Source organism: Paenibacillus sp. FSL R7-0333 (assembly GCF_038000365.1).
Classification (GTDB): domain Bacteria; phylum Bacillota; class Bacilli; order Paenibacillales; family Paenibacillaceae; genus Paenibacillus_AQ; species Paenibacillus_AQ silagei.
In genome coordinates this window covers 1,917,565-1,938,154 of record NZ_JBBOBZ010000001.1, presented here as the reverse complement: position 1 = coordinate 1,938,154, position 20,590 = coordinate 1,917,565, and the positions used below count along the sequence as shown (strand labels likewise).

Here is a 20,590-nt window from a genome sequence, read left to right as displayed (position 1 = left end):
TATAATCCAAACCATCATGAAACACCTCATTCTTCACCAATCTAAAGGCACTGTCCCTTCTCGGGTACAACCTCGGCGTAATTTATCCGGGGGTGTGCCTATTTGCCATGTGCAGAATCGGGTGCGTAATCTATATAAATTGAACTACTGGTTTTATGTTTTGGGATTAGCCGTGACTCCAGAGAAGTTTTGGACTTCCGGCCGCTGTTGTATTTGGATATCCTGATTAGAACCGCTCTACGCGGTAGAAATCAAAATACAAAGGCGGACGCTACCGCTCCTCCAGTTCCAAAATTCCCCTCCGCCACTTTTCCCTTAACTTAAATTTCTAAGTTCAATCTATATAGCCAAACTAAATTTAGGAGGAATTATTATGTTACTAGAAGCCGTGTATCACCGTCCCCGTCTGAACTGGTCGTATGCCTATGATCACAACACTATCCACCTGCGGCTGCGTGCCAAGAAGGGGGATCTGACTGAGGTCTTCGCCTGGGCGGGCGATAAATATGCCTGGGACACCACCAAGGAATTGATCCCGATGACCCTGTTCACTTCCGATGCGATGTTCGATTACTGGGAATGCGAATCGGTTCCGCTCTACCGCAGGCTGAAATACGGCTTCCTGCTGCAGCAGGGCAAAGAGCGCATCTGGATGACAGAGAGTGATTTCCAGAAGGAGCGTCCCGCGAACCCCAACCGACTGTTTGAATTCCCCTACATAAGCCGCGGTGATGTCTTCACGCCTCCGGCTTGGGTCAAGGATGCGGTGTTTTATCAGATTTTCCCGGAACGGTTCGCTAACGGCAATCCCGGCATAAGCCCTGCTAATGTGGAGCCTTGGGGCGGAACCCCCCGGCCGGATAATTTCTTCGGCGGAGATCTGCAGGGTGTCATAGATCATCTCGACCATCTGACGGAGCTGGGCATTACGGGCATTTATTTCACACCGGTCTTCACTGCCACCACCAATCACAAATATGACACGGAGGACTATATGCAGGTCGATCCGCATTTCGGTGATGTGGACACGCTGAAAAGATTGGTCGATGCTTGTCATGAGCGCGGCATCCGTGTGCTGCTGGACGCGGTCTTCAACCATGCGGGCCGTACCTTCGCCCCGTTCGTGGATGTGCTGGAGAAGGGCGAGGATTCGGAATATAAGAACTGGTTCCATATCCGGGAATATCCGCTCCAGGTCGTGAACAATATCCCGACTTACGATGCCTTCGCCTTCGAGCCGCTGATGCCGAAGCTGAACACGGAGCATCCTGAGGTGAAGGAGTATCTGCTGAAGGTCGCCGAATATTGGATCAAGGAGGTCGGCATCGACGGCTGGCGTCTGGATGTAGCCAACGAGGTGGATCACGAATTCTGGCGCGATTTCCGCAAAGTCGTGAAGCGTGCCAATCCCGAGGCTTATATTCTGGGCGAGATCTGGCATGAATCAGCCCCTTGGCTGGAAGGCGACAAATTCGATGCCGTCATGAACTACCCGTTCACAGACGCGGTGCTTGACTTCTTCGTCTACGGAACGCTGGATGCGGAAGGCTTCGCCCATTCGATCGGCAGACAGCTGTCCCGGTATCCGCTCCAGGCCAGTGAGGTCGCCTTCAATCTGCTGGACAGCCATGATACTGCGCGTCTGCTGACTGTAGCCGAGGGCGATAAGAACGTCATGAAGCTGGCTGCACTGTTCCAGTTCACCTTCATGGGCACGCCCTGCATTTACTACGGGGACGAGATCGGAATGGATGGCGGAGGCGACCCGGACTGCCGTAAATGTATGGAGTGGGACCCGGAGCGGCAGGACCGCGATTTATTCAACTTTTACCGTAAGCTGATTGAGATCCGCGGCAGCCATCCGGCGCTGCGCACCGGACGCTTCACCTTCCTTGAAGCCTCAGCCGGGGGCAGCAAGCTGGCCTACGAGCGCAGTCTGGGTGATGATCTGATTATCGTACTGATTAATACGGAGGAGACGGTGCAGACCTTCCGGCTGGACGTTCAGGAACGCAATTGGGAGAACCTGTGGACCGGCGAAGCGATCCATGCCGAACGCGGCAAGCTGTCATTGAGGCTGCCGGCATACGGCTTCGCCGTACTTCAGGCCAATATGACCTAAACTCTGATCGGTTTCTTTATGGGCTGATTCAGAACATTTTAGCGCAAACGTTTGTAGAATGAAATAGAGCTACTACTTAGTACAGGACACAATAGAATCATTCTGTTGTGTCCTCTATATAATGAGTATTTATAGGTGTCTGCTGAAATTTTCGAACCAGCTAATCTTCCGGAGAAGTAATGTTCAACTGCTTACTTTTTAGAGATTGATAAGACAAACTCTACTCTATTTGCACTAATTTTGCACAAAATCCCCTTGTTCATTGCACAGATTTGCATACCCCTCTGCTCCACTTCCAGATTCACAATAGCTTAAGCCGTATCGCTGTGTAGTGCTCAGAACGTAGAAGCCACGGGGATTACTCCCTATGCAAGGTTTCACTATTTACAATCATCCCCGCTTCGATTAATATTACTGTGTAAAGCAAACGGTTCCATTAGGAGGTTTCTATGACAGTTACCATTAAGGACGTTGCCAAGAAAGCGGGGGTCTCACCCTCCACGGTGTCCCGGGTGTTGTCAGGCCATCCCAGAATCAGCTTAGAAACTTCCCGTAAGGTCAAAGTGATTATGGAAGAAATGGGCTACACCCCGAATATGATGGCCAAAAGTCTGGTATCCAAGACCACTAACAGCATCTGCATCATTCTTCCGAAACCGGCTGAAGAGCTGTTCTCCAATTTGTTTTTTATGGAATTAATCCGCGGGATCGTCACTCAGTCCAGCCGTTCCGGCTATGATGTGCTGATCAGCTCCGGAGCGAACGAGAAGGAGGAGCTTGAAGCTGTCTCCCGTCTGCTCAAGGGACGCCGCGTTGACGGCGTTATTCTGCTGTATTCCCGTAAAGACGATGCGGTGATCGATTTCCTGCAGTCGGGCGGTTATCCCTTTGTCCTGGTGGGACGGAGCGACCGCTACGAGGATATTCTGTCAGTGGACAATGATAATATCATGGCCGCCTATGATGCGACGAATCATCTCATCTCCATGGGGCATGAACGCATTGGCTTCGTCAGCGGGCCGCCGAACCTCATCGTCTCGCGCGACCGGCTGGAGGGTTACCGCAAGGCCATGCAGGGCAAGGGTCTGGAAATGAAGGATGAATGGATCGTTGAAGGCGAATTCCTGCAGGACAGCGGCTATAGGGCGATGTCCTTCTTCATGAATCTTCCGAACCGTCCGACAGCGCTTGTCGCGGTGGATGATATGGTCTCCTTCGGCGTACTCCGCGGATTGAACGAGCTGAAGTACAAGGTCCCTGAGGATCTGGCGATTGTCAGCTTCAACAATATCCCGCTCTCCGAGCTGTCCAGCCCTCCGATCAGCAGTATTGATATCGGGATTTATCATCTTGGCTATACGGCCTCTCAGGTACTGATTCAGAACATTCAGAAGCCGGATAATCAGGACGGATATACGAATCGTTTTGTCATTCCCCACCGTCTAATCGTACGGGAGTCCTCTATGCATGCTCCGGGAAATTAAGGCATGTACAAGAAAATGAATGAAGCAGAGTTACGCTTCATTTATTTTTTGGAACTTTGTACAAACGTTTGCGCTAATGTATGCAGTGGTGTTAATTAATCATATTAGGAGGTTCAACATGTCAGATATCAAAGCCTGCCTGTTCGATCTGGACGGTGTTCTCGTGGACACTGCCCGGTATCACTATATTGCCTGGAGGGAGCTGGCCGAAGAGCTTGGATTTGTCTTCACAGAGCAGGATAATGAGCGGCTCAAGGGGGTCAGCCGGGCCGCTTCGCTGAATATTCTGCTGGAGATCGGCGGCATCACACTTGGTGAAGACGAGAAAGCCCGGCTGGCCGAGCAGAAGAATAACCGCTATGTCGAGTATATCGCCAAGATGGACAGCTCGGAGATTCTGCCCGGCGCCCTGGACTTTCTGCAGGAATGCCGGACCGCCGGCATCAAGGTAGCCCTCGGCTCCGCCAGCAAGAACGCCATGACCATCCTGAACAATACCGGCCTGACCCCATACTTCGATGCCATCATCGACGGCACGCATACCAGCGCGGCCAAGCCGGACCCGGAGGTCTTCCTGCTGGGCGCGAAGGCTCTGGACACCGCTCCCGCTCAATGCGTCGTCTTCGAGGATGCCGCTGCCGGTATCCTGGCCGCTTCCCGTGCCGGTATGCGCAGCGTGGGCATAGGCTCACCCGAGACGCTAGGCGGAGCCACACTAGTTGTCCCTTCCCTGCGGCAGCTCACTGTTGCCACGCTGAAGGAATCTTTTGCCACTGTATGACGAATAGTAACAGAGCCTGAGCCTAGCCGTGAGCCCTTCCGCTCCAGCGGCATCTCTAGTCCGCCGGACAGCCTAACTGTACTTTGTACAACTATATTGCCAATCATCAGCAGATCATCAGTCAGATCGGATGCTGCACTTGCATCTTCTACCCTACCCTCAGGAAAAGAACTGAAGGTAGTTATTAAACTCATGGGGATGAAGCTGCGGAGTGAAAGTTTGGAGCTGTAGGAGCGTTAGCGACCACCTGAAAGCTTTCCGTAGGAAAGCTCGCATCGGAAGCATATGCTTGAATCAGATTTCATCCGCTGAGAACCACTTCAATAAAGAAATCTGATTATAACAGCGGCCGGAAGCCCAAACCTTTCGCGCAGCGGCGATGTAGTCCCCATAATTTTATTACGAGGTTCAGTTCATTTCCCATCCCCCCTTAAAGGAGCCAAAATCATGAAACAATACTTAACAATCAACGAATGGTCCATTATCGAAGAGTCCTTTGATTCGCAGACCCAGGAAATATCCGAAAGCGTATTTAGTATCGGGAACGGATACATGGGCGGGAGAGCCAACTTCGAGGAGCAGTACAGCGGACCCAGCCTGCAAGGCAGCTATATGGCCGGCGTCTATTACCCTGACAAGACACGGGTCGGCTGGTGGAAGAACGGGTACCCGGAGTATTTTGCCAAAGTGCTGAACAGCACCAACTGGATCGGAATTAACATCGAGCTGGACGGAACCCCGCTGGATCTGGCTACCTGCACAGTTACAGAGTTCCGCCGCGTACTCAATATGAAGGAAGGCACGCTCTCACGCAGCTTCACCGCAACCACCCAGGATGGCAAAATCGTTAAGGTAGAGAGCATCCGCATCGTCAGCATGGTCCGTCAGGAGATCGGGGCGATCCGCTATTCGCTCACTCCGCTCAATTTTGCAGGGAATATTACCGTAACCCCCTACCTGGACGGCGATATCAAGAACAAGGACTCCAACTATGACGAGAAGTTCTGGAACGAAGTGGAGAAGAAGGCAGGACCAGAAGGCGGACATTTGACCCTGAAGACCAAAAAGCTTGATTTCCATGTCACCTCCGCCTTCGTCTTCGACATTCTGCTGAATGGGGAGCCGGTTGCGGCCGAAGCAGAGGTGCTGGAGCAGGACAAATATGTGGGCAGTACAGTGAATGTTCCGGTACAATCCGGCGATCAGCTGGTTATTTATAAGTATGCTGCGAATGTGACCTCTCGCAATTACGGGCTGGGACAGCTCGTGGATGCCGCATCGGCTGCACTTCAGAGTGCGCGGGAGGCGGGGTTTGTGGCGCTTTTGACAGAACAGGCTGCGGCTTGGGGCGACAAGTGGAAAGAGAGCGACATTATTATCGAGGGTGATGTGTCGGCGCAGCAGGCGATCCGGTTCAATATTTTCCAGCTGAATCAGACGTATACGGGCGAGGATGACCGGCTCAACATCGGACCGAAGGGCTTCACCGGGGAAAAATACGGCGGCAGCACCTACTGGGATACGGAAGCTTATTGTGTGCCGTTCTATCTCAGTACCGCCGACTCCGCGATTGCCCGCAATCTGCTGATCTACCGCTACAAGCACCTGGAGAAGGCTAAGGAGAACGCCCGTAAGCTCGGCTACCGCAAAGGCGCGCTCTACCCGATGGTTACGATGAACGGTGAGGAGTGCCACAACGAGTGGGAGATTACATTCGAGGAGATTCACCGCAACGGCGCGATTGCCTATGCCATCTATAACTATGTGAATTATACCGGCGACAAGGCTTATCTGGGTCAATACGGCCTGGAGGTGCTGGTGGAAATTGCGCGCTTCTGGGAGGAGCGTGTGAACTATGTGGCGCATAAGGACAAATACGTGATGCTTGGCGTCACCGGCCCGAATGAATACGAGAATAACGTCAATAACAACTGGTACACGAACCGGATGGCCGCCTGGACGATGGAATACACGCTTGAGGCTCTGGCCTATGTGCAGGAGAATGAGGGTTCGCGTTACGCTGAGCTGGCCGACAAGCTGGAGCTGCTGGAGAGCGAAACGGCCAAGTGGAGTGAGATTATCGCCAAAATGTACTATCCGACTGACGAGGAACGCGGCATCTTCCTCCAGCAGGACGGCTTCCTTGACAAGGAGATCATTCAGGTCAAGGATGTGCTGCCGGAGAACCTGCCGCTGAACCAGAAATGGTCATGGGACCGGATTCTGCGCTCGTGCTTCATCAAGCAGGCAGATGTGCTTCAGGGACTTTACTTCCTCGGCGACCGCTATGATCTGGACACCAAGAAGCGCAACTTCGACTTTTACGAGCCGATCACCGTGCATGAGTCCTCCCTCTCCCCTTGCATCCATTCCATTCTGGCCAGTGAGCTGGGCTACAAGGAGAAGGCGTATGAGATGTACCTGCGGACCTCACGCCTGGATCTCGACAATTACAATAACGATACGGAGGACGGCTGCCATACAACCAGCATGGCGGGTACATGGATGTCCGTTGTTCATGGCTTCGGCGGACTTCGCGTGCTGAACGACCGGCTGGTTCTGAACCCGTCTAACCCGGGACACTGGACCTCTTATTCGTTCAAAATCATGTTCCGCGGCTCCCGGCTAAAAGTGACGGTAACCGATGCACAGGTTACCGTCAGCAACGAAACCGAGGTTCCAGCCTCCCTCACCATTCACGGCAAGGAGTATACGGTGAACGGACTAGGCACTGTCAGTGCCGGGGGCGCTTCTGTCACGGTGTAAGCTTATCAGCCCCGAAGATGCATGGCTTCTTCGGGACTTTTTTTAATAAGAGCTCCACTAATTCTGCCAAATCATCAATGACTGCATCCGCTTCGGCCACTGTGACAAACTGTTGATTCCATTTCCAGACGGCCTTCATTCCCGCTTCGCGGCTTGCCCGAATATCGTTATCCGGATGATCGCCAACAAAAAGAGCATTGCCCGCGTCTACACCTAATCTTGTTAATGCACGATGAAAGATGGCCGGATCTGGTTTACGGAGTCCCTCCCATTCGGAGATAAGCACCTCATCGAATAAATGCCCGATGTTCAAGGCCTTGAAATTATCGTATTGAAATTGACCATAACCGTTCGAGATTAACGCAATCTTCAGATCATGATTCTTCAGTTCAGTAAGCATACTTAATAAATTCGGGAAACCTGTACAGTGTTGCTGGAAGTTGTATAAGTAATCATCCAATAGCAAGTTCCAGTCCAGCTTCGAGATAGAGAACTCTTGTAAGATCTGTTGATATACTTTGTCCTTCCACAGGTAGCCGTGATTATCAAGTTCAATGAAACGATGAATAAACAGATCGTGATTAATGGTCTGAAGCTCCGGGTAACGCCTGTATTGATCTTGTACGAACTTTAACAGGGATGTATCCCGGTCTAGCAATGTTCCATCCAAATCAAAAAGAACCGCTTGAATTGTCAATCCAATCCCTCCATTCCCTTGCAACCTATAAACCTAATATACCATGGTAATGGAGCTACATTTGCGAAAAGAACCTTTTGGAAAGAAGCCGTAGTCTACCAGATCTGCCCGCGCTACACCGAGATTAATATGCAGCAGGCTGGCTGATCCGGACTCGGTATTTTATTATTATCAGGAATTGATTCGTCTGCGTAAGCAGCATCCCATTATGGTCTATGCCGATTATGAGCTGCTGTTGCCGGAGCATGAATATATCTATGCCTATACCCGCACCCTGGAAGGTGAAAAGTGGCTAATCCTAGAGCCTGCCGGATCGGGTAGTCTAACGAATGCTGACAAACCCCTTCAAATATGACATTATAGGTGGATAGGACGCAGGCGGAACCCTGTCATTAATGAGCAGAGAATAACAGGAACATCTGTTCGGTGTTATGATAGGATGATATCAGAAGGAGATGGGGAGCTTGGAATGGCTGATCCGAATGAAGCATGCACTGGACTATATGGAGCTGAACATGACTGAAACTTTGCGTATCGAGGAAGTGGCTGAGGTAGCTTATGTCTCACCGTTCCACTTCCAGCGCATGTTCAGCATGCTGACCGGCTTCTCCGTAGCCGACTATATCCGCAAGCGCAGACTGACGCTGGCCGCCCAGGAGCTGGCCGTATCCAAGATCCGTGTACTGGATGTGGCGCTGAAATACGGATATGACTCGCCGGAGTCCTTCGCCAAGGCGTTCCGCAAAGCCCATGGGATTCCCCCTTCAGCAGCGCGTAAGTCTGGCGTCCAGCTCAAAGCCTTTCCCCGAATCTCGTTCCACCTATCATTGAAGGGAGATCAGGACATGGACTACAAAATCGTGGATAAACCAGCTTTTACCGTCATCGGCAAATCAATGGAGGTAACTACCCGTGACGGGGAGAATTTCCGCAGAATCCCGCAGTTCTGGGACGAATGCAATGAGGACGGCACTTCCGACAAGCTGATTGAGCTTAGTGCCTCCCGCGAATGGCTTGGCATCTGCACGGATATGGATATGAAAAAGGAACAGCTTACCTACTGGATCGGTGTCGAAGGTACTCCGCAGGCAGATGCTCAAGGGTATGAGACCACTGTCGTTCCGGCCGCCAGTTGGGCCGTCTTCCGCTCTGAGGGGGCGCTGCCGGGCGCGATTCAGACGGTCTGGCAGCGGATCTACCAGGAATGGTTCCCGGGAACCGGCTATGAGCATACCGGCGGACCTGAGATTGAGCTATACCCGCCCGGCGATACGTCAGCTGAGGATTATGTGTGTGAAGTATGGATTCCGGTGATGAAAAAATAAGAATCAAGGCTGGATGTAGTATCCTGGAACAGCTTCGCTGTCTGCATGGGCGGTGGAGCTGTTTTTTTTGTTTTGAGATTCTTCCCAAGCTTGGTATAATAAACAGATTATAGTTTTCTTAATCTAGTGTATTCTCATCCGAGATCGGTGAAGGAGATATTCATGTCTATTGTAAAAATCTTTTCAGACAGCACTTCCGATTTGCCGCAAGGCTGGAAGGACACATATGATATCGGCATTGTGCCGTTATATGTTGTTTTTGGAGATGGTACCTTCAAGGACGGGGTCGAAATCACCCCTGAAGAGGTCTACCGCCGCGTTGCTGCGGGCGGTGCCCTGCCTAAGACTGCTGCGCCTTCCCCTGCTGATTTCATCGCCGCGTTCCAGCCGGTGATCAGCAGCGGCCATGATATTGTCTATATCAGTCTATCCTCTGCTCTATCTTCTACATATCAGAATGCACTGCTGGCAGCGGGTGAATTCCCGGAGGGCCGAGTGCATGTCGTAGATTCTGAGACCTTATGCGGCGGAATCGCGCTGCTGGTCATGAAGGCTGCACGTGCCGCAGCCGCAGGCGAGAGCGCTGCCAACATCGCAGCAATGATTACCGAAGCCCGTAACCGGGTAGAATCAGAATTCGTTGTCGATACGCTGGACTACTTATACATGGGTGGCCGCTGTTCTGGGATGCAGAACTTTATCGGCAGCCTGCTGAAGATCCGTCCGGTTCTCCGGCTGGTGGACGGAGCCATTGTCCCCGTTGCCCGCATCCGCGGCAAGAAGGAGAAGGCCGTGGAACAGATGCTCCACCATGCGCTGGCGAATGCCGCCGATATGGACAAGGAGCTGCTCATTATTGCCCATACGCTGGCAGAAGAGGATGCCAAGATGCTGGAGACCGCGCTGCGCGCGCAGACTGATGTTGAGGAAATCGCCGTCATTCATGCCGGCTGCGTCATCGGGAGTCACTGCGGACCTGCTACGGTAGGTCTGATGTATATGCGCTAGAGCGGGTGGGCCCCGCAGCTGGCATCAGGTCAGGTAGTGTTTTCGATTACATTTGGCCCACTCGCCTCACGATTGCGTAATGTGATCGGTTTTTCGATTACATTTGGCCCACGCACCACCGTACCCCCTATTGTGGTCGGTTTTTCGATTACATTTGGACTACGCGCCTGCGTGCCACCCATTGTGGTCGGTTTTTCGATTACATTCTGCCAACAAGAAACAGCAGGCCCTTCGAGGGGACCTGCTGTTTTTCTTGTGTATGCGATTGAATTAAGTTGTTGTACCGGGATATAACGGGATCAGCGGCCCCTCAACAGCATCGGCAACCAGCGTGTAGAATTGAGGGAATCCCGGGTGCTCGGCACTCTTGATTTCTTCGAAAGTACGGATATATAACCCTTGCGAAGCGACAGAGGTGAGGATATCCCCCAGCGTCCAGCTCCGCACCACCACTTGTCCTAAGCCGGAACGCTCCTCTTCAGGAAGCAGCTTGGCGAACGCAACTTCACTTTCTCTAAGCGTATCGTCAAAATAATTGCCGGTGGGATGCTGAAGCGTCTTCGTGGTCAGCCATGCCCTGGCGAACGGGTGGAAGTCGGTTAGCAGGAGTCGTCCGTCTGCCTTCAGCCGTCTGCGGACCAAGGCAAACACCGCATTCAAATCAGTGAAATAATGCAAAATCCCAAACTCCATCAGCACCACGTCAAACGTTCCCAAAGCATCTTCTTCGGGGATATTCATGACGTCTGCACAGATGTAATCCAGCTTCACCCCCGCTGCTTCCGCTACCTCGCAGGCATATAAGCGGTTCTCTTCCGAAATGTCTACAACCGTGGCTTCAGCCCCCAGAAGAGCGAAGCAAATAGCCTTCCTGCCGTGAGAGCCGAGCAGATTCAGCACCTTCAAGCCTGACGGATCGCCTGTGTACTTGAGCCAATACCGCAGCGTATGTGCGGGATCCTGCTGCAGCTGCACTGCAAGCTCCTCAGGTGAACCATGATGCTGTGTCCAAGCCTGATATGCTTTCGTCTCCCAAGCCGCCTTATTCGCACGCGACATCTGTTCCTGCATGTTACTCCCCCTTGTAAGAAGAATTTGGAAATGGCACTTTCTGATTTTACTATAATCCGCTTATAATGCAACAAGCAGAAATCCAATGGTTTGCGCTACCCATGCGTTAAAGTCGATATAACGAACAGAAATAACCCGCCCCACTGTATCTTGGGGAACGGGTTGTCTGGCTTGATAGTTGAGAATACAGGTGATTGTCCTCGATATACGAGAACACAAGTGAGCGTCAGCCCCCGGCTCCGGTTAACCCTCAGGAGAGTAACTCCGGCTCCAGCTCCGCCTCTTCCTTCATAAAAGGCAGCATGAACCGGAAGATCGATCCCCGGTCCTCCTCGCTCTCCACGAAGATCGTTCCGCCCATCAGCTCCACGAGCTGCTTACAGATGGCAAGTCCCAGTCCGGTTCCGCCGTATTTGCGGTTAATGGACGGATGCAGCTGGGAGAAGGACTGGAAGAGCAGATTCAGCTTGCTGTCGGCAATGCCTACACCGGTATCACGGACCGAGAACTCCAGCAGATATTCCGGTGAGGCAGGCAGCGGGATGTTCTTGACTGACAAGGTGACACTGCCCCGATCGGTGAATTTCAGCGCGTTGCCGACCAGATTGACGATAATCTGGCGCAGCCGGCTCGGATCGGTCGTGACGATGTCCGGCACACTGGTATCTGCCCACCAGCGCAAAGAGAGCTTCTTCTCCTCCGCCTTTGGAGTGAACAGATCAATAATGCCCTCCAGCATCTCCCGCAGATCGAAGCGTTCGGATTGCAGCGGCATCTTGCCCGCCTCCATCTTGCTGAAATCAAGGATGTCATTGAGAATCTGCAGCAGGCTGTAGCTGCTGCTGCGCAGAATCTCGGCATAGCTGCGCTGCTCCTCCCCAAGCTCGGTCTCCAGCAGCAGGTCGGCCATACCGATCATTCCGTTCATCGGCGTACGGATCTCATGGCTCATCATTGCCAGGAAATCCGACTTGGCCTGTGCGGCCCGCTCTGCCGATTCCTTGGCGCGGAGAATCTCCCGCTCGTTCGTAATATCGCTGAAGGAAATAACCACACCGCAGATCATCCCTCTGTCCAGCAGCGGAGCGATCCGGTAATTCACGAAGAAGCTGGTCCCATCCTTGCGCCAGAACACTTCATCCGCCTTGCTGCGGGTAACTCCGTCTTGCAGGGTAAGCGTGATGGGACACTCCAGCAGAGAATGGAGGGGCGCGCCTCCATGCATGTAATGGATTATCTCCATCATCGGCAGCCCGGTCAGCTCTGACGGCTCGTAGCCCAGCATCTCTGCCCCTTCACGGTTAATGAAGATGGTCCGGCCGAGGTTGTCCAGGCCGAAGATTCCGGCAGAGACGGAGTTCAGAATGAGGCTAAGCCGTTTGTCCTCGGCCATCTCGAACACGAATTCGGCCTGCGGCAGCTCCTCGTCATCCTTCGCGGCGGCCACTTCATCCGCATACGCAAAATGCTCGTCTCCTGCCTGCACATTCCGCTCAGCACCTGCCGCAAGGCTGCTGCTCATGCTCACCCAGCTATGCAGCAGACTGGACAGGGGCTGGTTCCCCGGATCATGGAGGATAGCGAATACACCGGCAATGCCTTCGTCTGTGTGAAGCGGCACATAGCGTACCGTAACCCCTGAACCGCAAGCACTTCCCGTTCCCTTGGCACTTCCAGAACTCCCAGAACTCTCAGCACTCTCAGTACTTCCAGCACCAGCACTTACCACATTTCCAGCACTGGTACTTCCCGCACTTCCAGCACCATAATTCCCCCCAGACTCAGCACCGCCGGTCCCTCTCCCCGTATCTTCATGTCCTTCCGAGGCTTCCACGGCCAGCTCGAAGCTCGATGTAATCCCGGCCAGGGCAGCTGCGAAATGAGCCTCACCGGGCGGATGCATCCGGCAATCGTTCAGTCTGCCTGCCTCCTCGGCACTTAACATCCGGTTGCTGTCCCTGTACCTTCCCTGCCTGTCCAGCACAATGATGAAGTCCGGATGATGATCGAACAACGCCCTATAAGCACTTTCACCAGATAGCGCGTTGTCCAAAATAGAAGCCCAGTCCTTAAGCATAGCCCACCTCCTCCGCTGCTCCTTCAACCCTGCTATCGTTAGCGTCCGAAGACTGCAGAAACGCTCTGATTATGTAGAATTCTCTGAATTAGTTCCTATTATAGCAAAAAAAACGTTAGCGGTCGCCAGAAAAACATAGCACTAACCAGGCTGTACAACAACAAAAACAGTGCAAATCCTTCAGGAGGACCGCACTGTCTGCTGCATTTCTAAGAGTGGACCGGCTTCGATTCCGGCAGCCTCAGCTTATATCCTGATGCTCGATCTTGCGGATGGAGAGGTAGGCAATCGCCATACCGGCCAAGGCAAGCGTGATCGAAATCCCGAACACATCCCCCATGCGGAAGCCGCCGAAGCTGTTGCCGGAGGATATCAGCGAGACGATCAACACGGCGGACACAATCGTGGCGGATACAGATTTGCGGCGCATCCCGAAGTATAACGGAATCAGCCCGATGCCTGCCGCGTATAGCGCATCCGTCCCCGCGCTGAGCAGGTGAGTAGTAATCAGCTCCCGGGTCAATGTCTCCTGAATAACATTCGGGAACACATACAAGCTTCCTGCTAGAAGGCTGCTGATGGCAATATCCGACAGCAAAATGCCGAAGAAGGTAAACAAAAAGACAATGATCAACTTGGCGGCCATGAGCATTTTGCGCGGTACCGGGTACGTGAACAACACAGTAATCGTATTGTTTTTGTATTCGTCGATGACCAGCTTGCTAAGCAACACAGAGGCGAAGACGATATAAGTCGCTTTTACAAATATGAATACTCCTTGAAAAATCTCGCCATAAGTATCGAATTCCCCATCATCCATCCCTGTAAAAATCAGCAAGATCATAGCAGTAAGAATGGCCAGATCCGCAATCAGCACGCCCTTAAGAAAAGTGAATTTACTCTTGCGCAGCTCCAGCCGGATTAACTTAAACATGGTTGACGCCCCCCATCAGTTCCACAAAATGATCCTCCAGCGAATGATGCTTCTTGCTCATACTCTCCAGCTCCACCTCTGCTGCGGACAGGGCCCGGCTCAGCTCTAGCTGCGGGATGTCTTCATAGACACGAATGGTCCGCGGGTCAAGCACCTTGTAATTGCGGAGACCCAGCTTCCCCTCCAGGACGAAGACGGCCTTCGTGCACTCGCTGGTCACCAGCTCGATATACTGGGTTTGCTGGCTCCGGATCGTATCCATTGCCACCTGCTCCACCAGCACTCCTTCACGGATTACGCCGATCGTGTCGGCAATCTGTTCGATTTCACCCAGAATGTGGCTGGAGATCAGTAGGGTCATGCCATAATCACGGCTCAGCATACGGAACACCTCGCGCAGCTCCTTGATTCCAAGCGGGTCCAGCCCGTTAATCGGTTCATCGAGGATCAGCAGCTCCGGCTTGGTCATGACCGCTCTGGCAATGCCCAGCCGCTGCTTCATCCCCAGGGAGAAATTCTTCACCGGTTTGCTGTCCACGGCTCTCAGCTTCACTAATTCGAGCGCTTCCTCTATCGCATTGGCATCATAAAAGCCCATATATTCTCCATGCAGCGCCAGATTCTCGCGGGCACTCAGCTTGTCGTAGAACACCGGGTATTCAATAATGCTGCCCATGCGCTTAAGCATATCGTAAGAGCGGTGGGTCATCTTCTCCCCGGCAAATTCAATCTCGCCCGCCGTCGGCTTCACCAGATTCGTGATCATTTTCATCACCGTTGTTTTGCCGGCGCCGTTCGGTCCCAGGAACCCGTAAATTTCACCCTGCTTAATCTCCATATTCACACTGCTAACAATTTCCTTATCCTCATAGACCTTGGTCAGATCCCATGTCCGGAGTATCGTTGTCATTTTCCGTTATCCCCTTTAGCATCGTCTTGTTCTTCCTGGTATTTATTCTACAGGGCGGAATTTGCTTTTTTCTTACTGAAATCTTACTTAATTCTTAAGAAGCTTCAGAAGGACTGTCTGGGAAAAGAGAGCGTAAATGCCGTACGCACATTCGGCTGGCTGCTCAGGGAAATAGTCCCGTTCATCTGCTCGGTCAGCCGCTTCGTAATCGTCAGTCCCAGGCCGCTGCCCTGATAGTCGCGGTTACGCGAATCCTCCAGGGTGTACAGCCGCTCGAACACCTTATCCTCGTGGCCTTCGGCGATGCCCTTGCCCCGGTCCCACACTTCTATGCAGACTCGTCCGGCGTCCGGATACAGCTTCAGCCCCAGCACTCCCCCTGCATTACCGTAGGTAATCGCGTTGGAGAGCAGATTCGTCAGAATCCGGTCCAGTGCCTCATCGTTGCCCATGATATGAAGCGGCTCTTCCGGGATCTCGATCTGCACTTCCGTGCCGCTCTCACTAAGCAGATCATAGAAGGAGAGAATATTCCGGCGGCAGATCTCGCCCAGCTCTACCCGCGAGAGCGGGATATCCCGGTCCCCCGACTCCAGCTTCGCCAGATCAAAGAACCGGTTCATCAGCACAATGACCTCACCTGCCTTGGTATGAATCGTCCGCAGCATCCGTTCCTGCTCTTCCTTGGATATCGCCTCATCATGCAGCAGCGTCTCAATATAGCCCAGCACCACCGTCAGGGGCGTCTTCAGATCATGCGACACATTCGCCAGCATTCCGCGCATGGATTGCTCCAGCTTACTCCGCTTAGCCGCTCCCTGATGATTGACATCCAGCAGCCGGTTCAGGTCGGTCAGCAGCTGCTGCACCTGCGGACTGCTGCTCATCAGCAGCAGCCGCTCATGCGATCCGCCTTCTATAATGCTCTCCAGCTTATAGTGAATGTAGTCCAACTGGCGGGCATGCTGCCGTGATTTCAAGAACTGTAACGTAGTGACCACAAGCAACAGTACAAGCAGAACCAGCAACAGAATGATCACAGCAGCACATCCCCCAGCTTGTAGCCGATCCCCCACAGCGTTTTGATATACTCCGGATGGGAGGGATCATCCTCAATTTTCTCGCGCAATCTGCGCATATGTACATTAATTACATTCTCATCGCCATAATAATCCTCTTCCCAGACTTGGCTGTAGATCTGCGCCTTGGTGAATACCCGGCCCGGACTGCTCACGAACAGCTTCAGGATGTGGAACTCCTTGGCGGTCAGCTTCAGCTCTTGCCCGTTCTTCCGCACCGAGAAATTATCCAGGTCCACACTCAGCCCGCGCAGCTCGATTCCCTTCGGCTTCTCCGGCTGTGTCTCTCCGCCATCCTGCACCCCGCTCGCGGCAGCAGCCTGGCTTCCAGATGCAGCATACCCCGCCCGGCGGATCGCCGCCTTCACCCGGGCCGCCAGTTCAATCATCGAGAACGGCTTGGTAATATAATCATCCGCGCCGAAGCCCAGCCCCAGCGCCTTGTCCACATCGCTGTCCTTCGCCGACATAATCAGCACCGGCACAAGGCTGCCGCTGCGAATCATCTGCAACACATCCGTCCCGCTGCGCTTGGGCAGCATCAAATCCAGCAATACCAGATCGTAAGTAAGGCCGCCCAGGAACTTGCTCACTGCCATGTCCCCGTCATATGCGATCTCCACCTCATAGCCCTCTTTGGTCAGATAAGAATGGACCATTTCGCTGATCGCTTCATCATCCTCGATCAGCAGCACCCTCTGTTGCATAATGAACCTCCCGTACTCCTATTTGACGCCGCCTGTAGCAGCAGGCAGCACTAAAAAACTAACACCGGCCTCTACAAGCCCGATTATATAAATCTGCTACGAGCCAAAATCGCTGATTTCGATGGCAATACCGTTCAACATATCTTTTACAAGTGACTGATTCACCTTAGAATTCATGATTGGATGGAGCTTTGTTAAAGTATACCAATGCTGCGGACGCGATTCTACTAAAAAGAGAGCTATCGGAGGACTGGCGTTACAACAGTGACCCAGTACTGCATGCAACAAAGCAGCGGCTCTCTTGTAACGGGAGAAGCGCTGCTTTGTTTTTCCAGATCATCTGCTGTATTCGTTTATTATTCCTTAGTCAAAATAATATCGAGGGGATCAACAAGCAAGCCCTCTTTAACTTTAAATTTACAATTGATTTCGATCCTCTTCTGATGCTTGGCGTCCCAATAGATGAATACATCGTATTCCCCATCCGGAAAATCAGCACCGAAAACCCCGTTTTTCAACTCAACCGTTTTGATATAATCCATACCGTCAAGACCACTGCCTAATTCAATATAGCCGTCCGGCAGCGCGGTCCCATCTTCATATTTCAAAGTACCGGTGACATTATTCGCCGGCAAATGAATTACAAGCTCACGCGGATCTGACTGTCCATCCAGCACCGAAAACCTGTAATACGGGAATTTGGCATTGTAGCTGGAGTACATTTCTTCTGCTAAAAGACGTACACGGTATGCGCCATCCGGCAGATAGAAATCAAACATACCCTTCTTAATAGTGGCCGAATATAGAAGCGGTGAAGCAGTACCCACCTCTTCGATTATTAATACTCCACCAGCGTATGGAGTTCCGTCCTCATTATATATCTTGCCTGATATTGCTAAAGGTACTTTAATATCAATCGGCCCGGCGGCAGGTTCACCGTTAACAATTTTTATCTGCGTACGCAAATCTATAGTTCTTGCCTCGTCAGTGTTTAACGCCCCAATGTTATAATCGCCATCCGGTAAATAAAGATCAAACTTACCTGCAACCACAGGGACCCTGTAAATCCCGTAATTCTGAGCATTCATTTCTCTAATTTCCAGCCATCCGTCGTCAATCGGGGAGCCATCCACGAAGCTAATGTTTCCTTCAATTTTTGGAGGCAATTTTATATCCAGATTGCTCTTGCCGTCAATGACCTCAAATAAATAATTAATTCTTAATTGATTGTTGGTTTCACCATAGATTAACATTTCTACGTTATAATGACCGTCCGGTAAATAAAAATTAAAGTTGCCTGCTTGGATTTCGGCACTATACCAGCCAAGCGGCCCGCTGTCCAGGCGCTGTACAATTATTTCTCCATTCTCAACTACAGTCCCGTCCGAATACTGTATCGTACCTGACTGCTGCTCAGGAATGAGAATATGCACTTCTCTATCTGCCTTGCCATTCATAACGTAAAACATATAGTAGAGTGAAATGATCTCTTGTGTAGTTGTGGAACGCAGCGAGTAAATCTTGTACGGCCCATCCGGCAAATCTATTGAGAATTCCCCGTTCGTCAGTGCAGCGGTGTAAATCATATGATCGCTATCCCGTTCTAAGTACAAGATACCTGAATCAGCAGCCTTCCCGTCTGCACGCTCAATGAAACCTTTTACAACCCCATGATTTACAATGGGCGGTGTAGGTGCAACCGTTGACCCAGGTGTTACTATGGGTGTTACTACCGGCCACGAGGATGGGGATGGGGATGGCGACGGTGAATTCACCGCTGTGGGTACTACTGTAGCTGTTGGTATTGGCGTTGCTACTGGTGTTGGCGTTGCCGTTGGTATTGGTGTTGCTATTGGTGTCGGCGTTGCCGTCGGTTCTGGCGTTGCTATTGGTGTCGGCGTTGCCGTCGGTTCTGGCGTTGCTATTGGTGTCGGCGTCGCCGTTGGCGCCGGAGTTTCTGCCGTACTGCCGCCTCCACCAGCTCCTCCCCCGCCGCCAACTAGTACGGCCGCTGTTGGGGCCGCCGAAGACGCAGCAACCGTTAGATCAGAACCGGCTATATTTATTTTCACATCTGCCGGAACATCTGTGCCGATCGTAAGTTTACCTGGAGCATTCTCCATTGTAATGCCCGAAGCGTTGACAACCGCATTCCCGATGTTGCCTTTACCTGATATTTGTATACCGGCGTTCATTGTCATGGACTTGATATTGCTGCTATTGGACAATTTATTACTGCCCGCTGTTTTATCAAGATTGACTGCCTCCACAGTGCCCCCGCTGAGTTCGATGTTAAGGCGTGATGCAAGAATATTTACAGCCTTGAAGCTGCCGGTCAACAGAATGCGGGCATCCGCTGGAATTTCAGGAGATAACGTGAGAGTGCTGATCTCAGCTCCGGCGAGGGATTCAACGGCAGCAGCGGACTGAATCTGAAGATTCTGGATTCGGGTCTTTCCTTCAGCTACTACTCTTACACTGCCATCTTCCTTGTCAACACGCACAGAACCCAGTGTGGAATCCGCAAGATGAATACTGTTAGGCCCGCCGCCTTCAATTGCGGTACTGCCTCTTACTGTTACATTCTGGAGCCGCACATCGCCTTCAGCTATGCCTTCTCCCAGCAGCAGATCTCCAGTGATATTCATATTACGGAGTGTGATACCCGGCACGCTGACCACTACATCACTGTCTACTTCCGACATTCCTGACAACGGACCATATATACCTGGTGTTTCATAGATGATTACATATTCATCGGAATCTGCATTTAGCACCGATAGAGCCCTATCCAAAATGACTACGGTCTCTGCCCGGGTTGCATAAGCGAGGGGCCGAAAGTTCCCATCACCGGAACCCGTCATGATACCTTGTTCGCTTACAGCCCCGATAGCACCTTTGCTCCAATCCGCACTCTTAGTCATATCACCGAACTCAGGAGCCGCAGCCGGTGCTGTCAGCTTGAGCAACTTGCTAATGATAACAGCCAGTTCCTGACGGTTGATCTTCTGATCAGGCTTAAAGGTCCCATCCTCGTAGCCTTGAATGTAACCTGCTGCATTAGCCTGCAAAATACTTGAATAATACCATTTACTGCTGGAGATATCGCTAAAATTAGCTTTTTTCGTTTCAGTGAATCCAAAAGCCCTATTAATCAAAACCGTTAATTCGGCCCGAGTCACCAGGTTATTCGGCTTAAATTCACCATCCGGGTAGCCGGAGATCAGACCTTGATCCATCCACCTGCTGATTTGATCCTTCGCCCAGTTTCCTGCCAGATCCGGCGCATTACCCGCAAAAGCTGCGCCTGCCGGCAATATCGCAAGACATATGGCGAGTGCTCCAGCGATTACTTTTTTTCTTGCACTTCTTTTAATAAACAAACTGATTCCCCCGACAATGTAGTTATAAAAGCATACAAATTATAAATTTCCTTGCTCTATCTAATCCTTAAGCCCTATTAATCCGTTAAAATTATATCATGATTCTAGTAAAAGATTGGTATATTTCCGGATTTTATTTTCTAACCAGGAAAGTGAAAAAAACCTCCTAATGACTGATTTATCATCCAGTCTATGGATTCTATGAACCTGACAGGCTGTCGTCCAGTTTCTCATATTATAATGAGT

15 protein-coding genes are annotated in these 20,590 nt (G+C 51.7%); 7 read left to right on the top strand and 8 right to left on the bottom strand.

The window, feature by feature from the left end; all coding sequences use genetic code 11:
* Positions 1 to 373: 373 nt before the first annotated feature.
* The 4 genes from MKY86_RS07920 to MKY86_RS07905 all read left to right on the top strand — a co-directional run bounded on the left by MKY86_RS07920 (position 374) and on the right by MKY86_RS07905 (position 7,153).
* Positions 374 to 2,122, top strand: coding sequence for an alpha-glycosidase (locus MKY86_RS07920; RefSeq protein ID WP_076079096.1), 1,749 nt, complete (start codon positions 374 to 376; stop codon positions 2,120 to 2,122).
* 449 nt (positions 2,123 to 2,571) lie between these two features.
* Positions 2,572 to 3,606, top strand: coding sequence for a LacI family DNA-binding transcriptional regulator (locus tag MKY86_RS07915; protein ID WP_076079097.1), 1,035 nt, complete (start codon positions 2,572 to 2,574; stop codon positions 3,604 to 3,606).
* Positions 3,607 to 3,724: 118 nt separating this feature from the next.
* Positions 3,725 to 4,387, top strand: a complete 663-nt coding sequence (pgmB, locus tag MKY86_RS07910) for a beta-phosphoglucomutase (protein ID WP_076079098.1) — start codon at positions 3,725 to 3,727, stop codon at positions 4,385 to 4,387.
* Between the two features lie 447 nt (positions 4,388 to 4,834).
* Positions 4,835 to 7,153, top strand: a complete 2,319-nt coding sequence (locus MKY86_RS07905; RefSeq protein WP_076079099.1) for a glycoside hydrolase family 65 protein — start codon at positions 4,835 to 4,837, stop codon at positions 7,151 to 7,153.
* On the opposite strand, the gene MKY86_RS07900 is transcribed toward MKY86_RS07905, so the two are convergent.
* Positions 7,143 to 7,850 carry an HAD family hydrolase gene (locus MKY86_RS07900; protein WP_076079100.1) on the bottom strand — a complete coding sequence of 236 codons (708 nt, stop codon included), beginning with the start codon at positions 7,848 to 7,850 and terminating at the stop codon, positions 7,143 to 7,145. The two genes, MKY86_RS07905 and MKY86_RS07900, sit on opposite strands and share 11 nt — an antisense overlap.
* A 208-nt stretch (positions 7,851 to 8,058) precedes the next feature.
* On the opposite strand from MKY86_RS07900, the gene MKY86_RS07895 reads away from it, so the two are divergent.
* From MKY86_RS07895 to MKY86_RS07885, 3 genes are all read left to right on the top strand, one after another.
* Complete coding sequence (locus tag MKY86_RS07895; protein WP_340826687.1) at positions 8,059 to 8,205, top strand: hypothetical protein; 147 nt, start codon at positions 8,059 to 8,061, stop codon at positions 8,203 to 8,205.
* A 109-nt stretch (positions 8,206 to 8,314) separates the two neighbouring features.
* Complete coding sequence (locus tag MKY86_RS07890; protein ID WP_340826686.1) at positions 8,315 to 9,175, top strand: AraC family transcriptional regulator; 861 nt, start codon at positions 8,315 to 8,317, stop codon at positions 9,173 to 9,175.
* Between the two features lie 162 nt (positions 9,176 to 9,337).
* On the top strand, positions 9,338 to 10,183 hold the full coding sequence (locus tag MKY86_RS07885) for a DegV family protein (protein ID WP_076079102.1): 846 nt from the start codon (positions 9,338 to 9,340) through the stop codon (positions 10,181 to 10,183).
* 270 nt (positions 10,184 to 10,453) lie between these two features.
* Here the strand turns inward: MKY86_RS07885 and MKY86_RS07880 are convergent, their stop codons facing one another.
* From MKY86_RS07880 to MKY86_RS07850, 7 genes are all read right to left on the bottom strand, one after another.
* Positions 10,454 to 11,254: a class I SAM-dependent methyltransferase gene (locus tag MKY86_RS07880; RefSeq protein WP_076079103.1), complete on the bottom strand. Its 801-nt coding sequence runs from the start codon at positions 11,252 to 11,254 to the stop codon at positions 10,454 to 10,456.
* A gap of 250 nt (positions 11,255 to 11,504) precedes the next feature.
* A complete protein-coding gene (locus MKY86_RS07875; protein WP_076079104.1) occupies positions 11,505 to 13,331 on the bottom strand; it encodes a PAS domain-containing sensor histidine kinase in 1,827 nt (608 codons plus the stop codon).
* A 241-nt stretch (positions 13,332 to 13,572) separates the two neighbouring features.
* Complete coding sequence (locus MKY86_RS07870; protein ID WP_076079105.1) at positions 13,573 to 14,265, bottom strand: ABC transporter permease; 693 nt, start codon at positions 14,263 to 14,265, stop codon at positions 13,573 to 13,575.
* A complete protein-coding gene (locus tag MKY86_RS07865) occupies positions 14,258 to 15,175 on the bottom strand; it encodes an ABC transporter ATP-binding protein (protein ID WP_076079106.1) in 918 nt (305 codons plus the stop codon). Before MKY86_RS07865 ends, MKY86_RS07870 begins: the two co-directional genes overlap by 8 nt.
* Positions 15,176 to 15,279: 104 nt before the next feature.
* Positions 15,280 to 16,215, bottom strand: coding sequence for a sensor histidine kinase (locus MKY86_RS07860; protein ID WP_076079107.1), 936 nt, complete (start codon positions 16,213 to 16,215; stop codon positions 15,280 to 15,282).
* On the bottom strand, positions 16,212 to 16,961 hold the full coding sequence (locus MKY86_RS07855) for a response regulator transcription factor (RefSeq protein WP_076079108.1): 750 nt from the start codon (positions 16,959 to 16,961) through the stop codon (positions 16,212 to 16,214). The genes MKY86_RS07860 and MKY86_RS07855 overlap by 4 nt, the downstream gene beginning before the upstream one ends.
* 356 nt (positions 16,962 to 17,317) lie before the next feature.
* The gene (locus MKY86_RS07850) at positions 17,318 to 20,344 is read right to left on the bottom strand and encodes an S-layer homology domain-containing protein (protein ID WP_076079109.1); all 3,027 of its coding nucleotides are present in this window, start codon (positions 20,342 to 20,344) and stop codon (positions 17,318 to 17,320) included.
* Positions 20,345 to 20,590 lie beyond the last annotated feature (246 nt).

Bases quoted from the DNA above. Each gene is read 5' to 3' on its own strand.
- MKY86_RS07895 (WP_340826687.1), top strand. From the start codon at position 8,059: ATGGTCTATGCCGATTATGAGCTGCTGTTGCCGGAGCATGAATATATC.
- MKY86_RS07865 (WP_076079106.1), bottom strand. From the start codon at position 15,175: ATGACAACGATACTCCGGACATGGGATCTGACCAAGGTCTATGAGGAT.
- MKY86_RS07880 (WP_076079103.1), bottom strand. From the start codon at position 11,254: ATGCAGGAACAGATGTCGCGTGCGAATAAGGCGGCTTGGGAGACGAAA.
- MKY86_RS07915 (WP_076079097.1), top strand. From the start codon at position 2,572: ATGACAGTTACCATTAAGGACGTTGCCAAGAAAGCGGGGGTCTCACCC.
- MKY86_RS07885 (WP_076079102.1), top strand. From the start codon at position 9,338: ATGTCTATTGTAAAAATCTTTTCAGACAGCACTTCCGATTTGCCGCAA.
- pgmB (WP_076079098.1), top strand. From the start codon at position 3,725: ATGTCAGATATCAAAGCCTGCCTGTTCGATCTGGACGGTGTTCTCGTG.
- MKY86_RS07920 (WP_076079096.1), top strand. From the start codon at position 374: ATGTTACTAGAAGCCGTGTATCACCGTCCCCGTCTGAACTGGTCGTAT.
- MKY86_RS07855 (WP_076079108.1), bottom strand. From the start codon at position 16,961: ATGCAACAGAGGGTGCTGCTGATCGAGGATGATGAAGCGATCAGCGAA.
- MKY86_RS07905 (WP_076079099.1), top strand. From the start codon at position 4,835: ATGAAACAATACTTAACAATCAACGAATGGTCCATTATCGAAGAGTCC.
- MKY86_RS07875 (WP_076079104.1), bottom strand. From the start codon at position 13,331: ATGCTTAAGGACTGGGCTTCTATTTTGGACAACGCGCTATCTGGTGAA.
- MKY86_RS07870 (WP_076079105.1), bottom strand. From the start codon at position 14,265: ATGTTTAAGTTAATCCGGCTGGAGCTGCGCAAGAGTAAATTCACTTTT.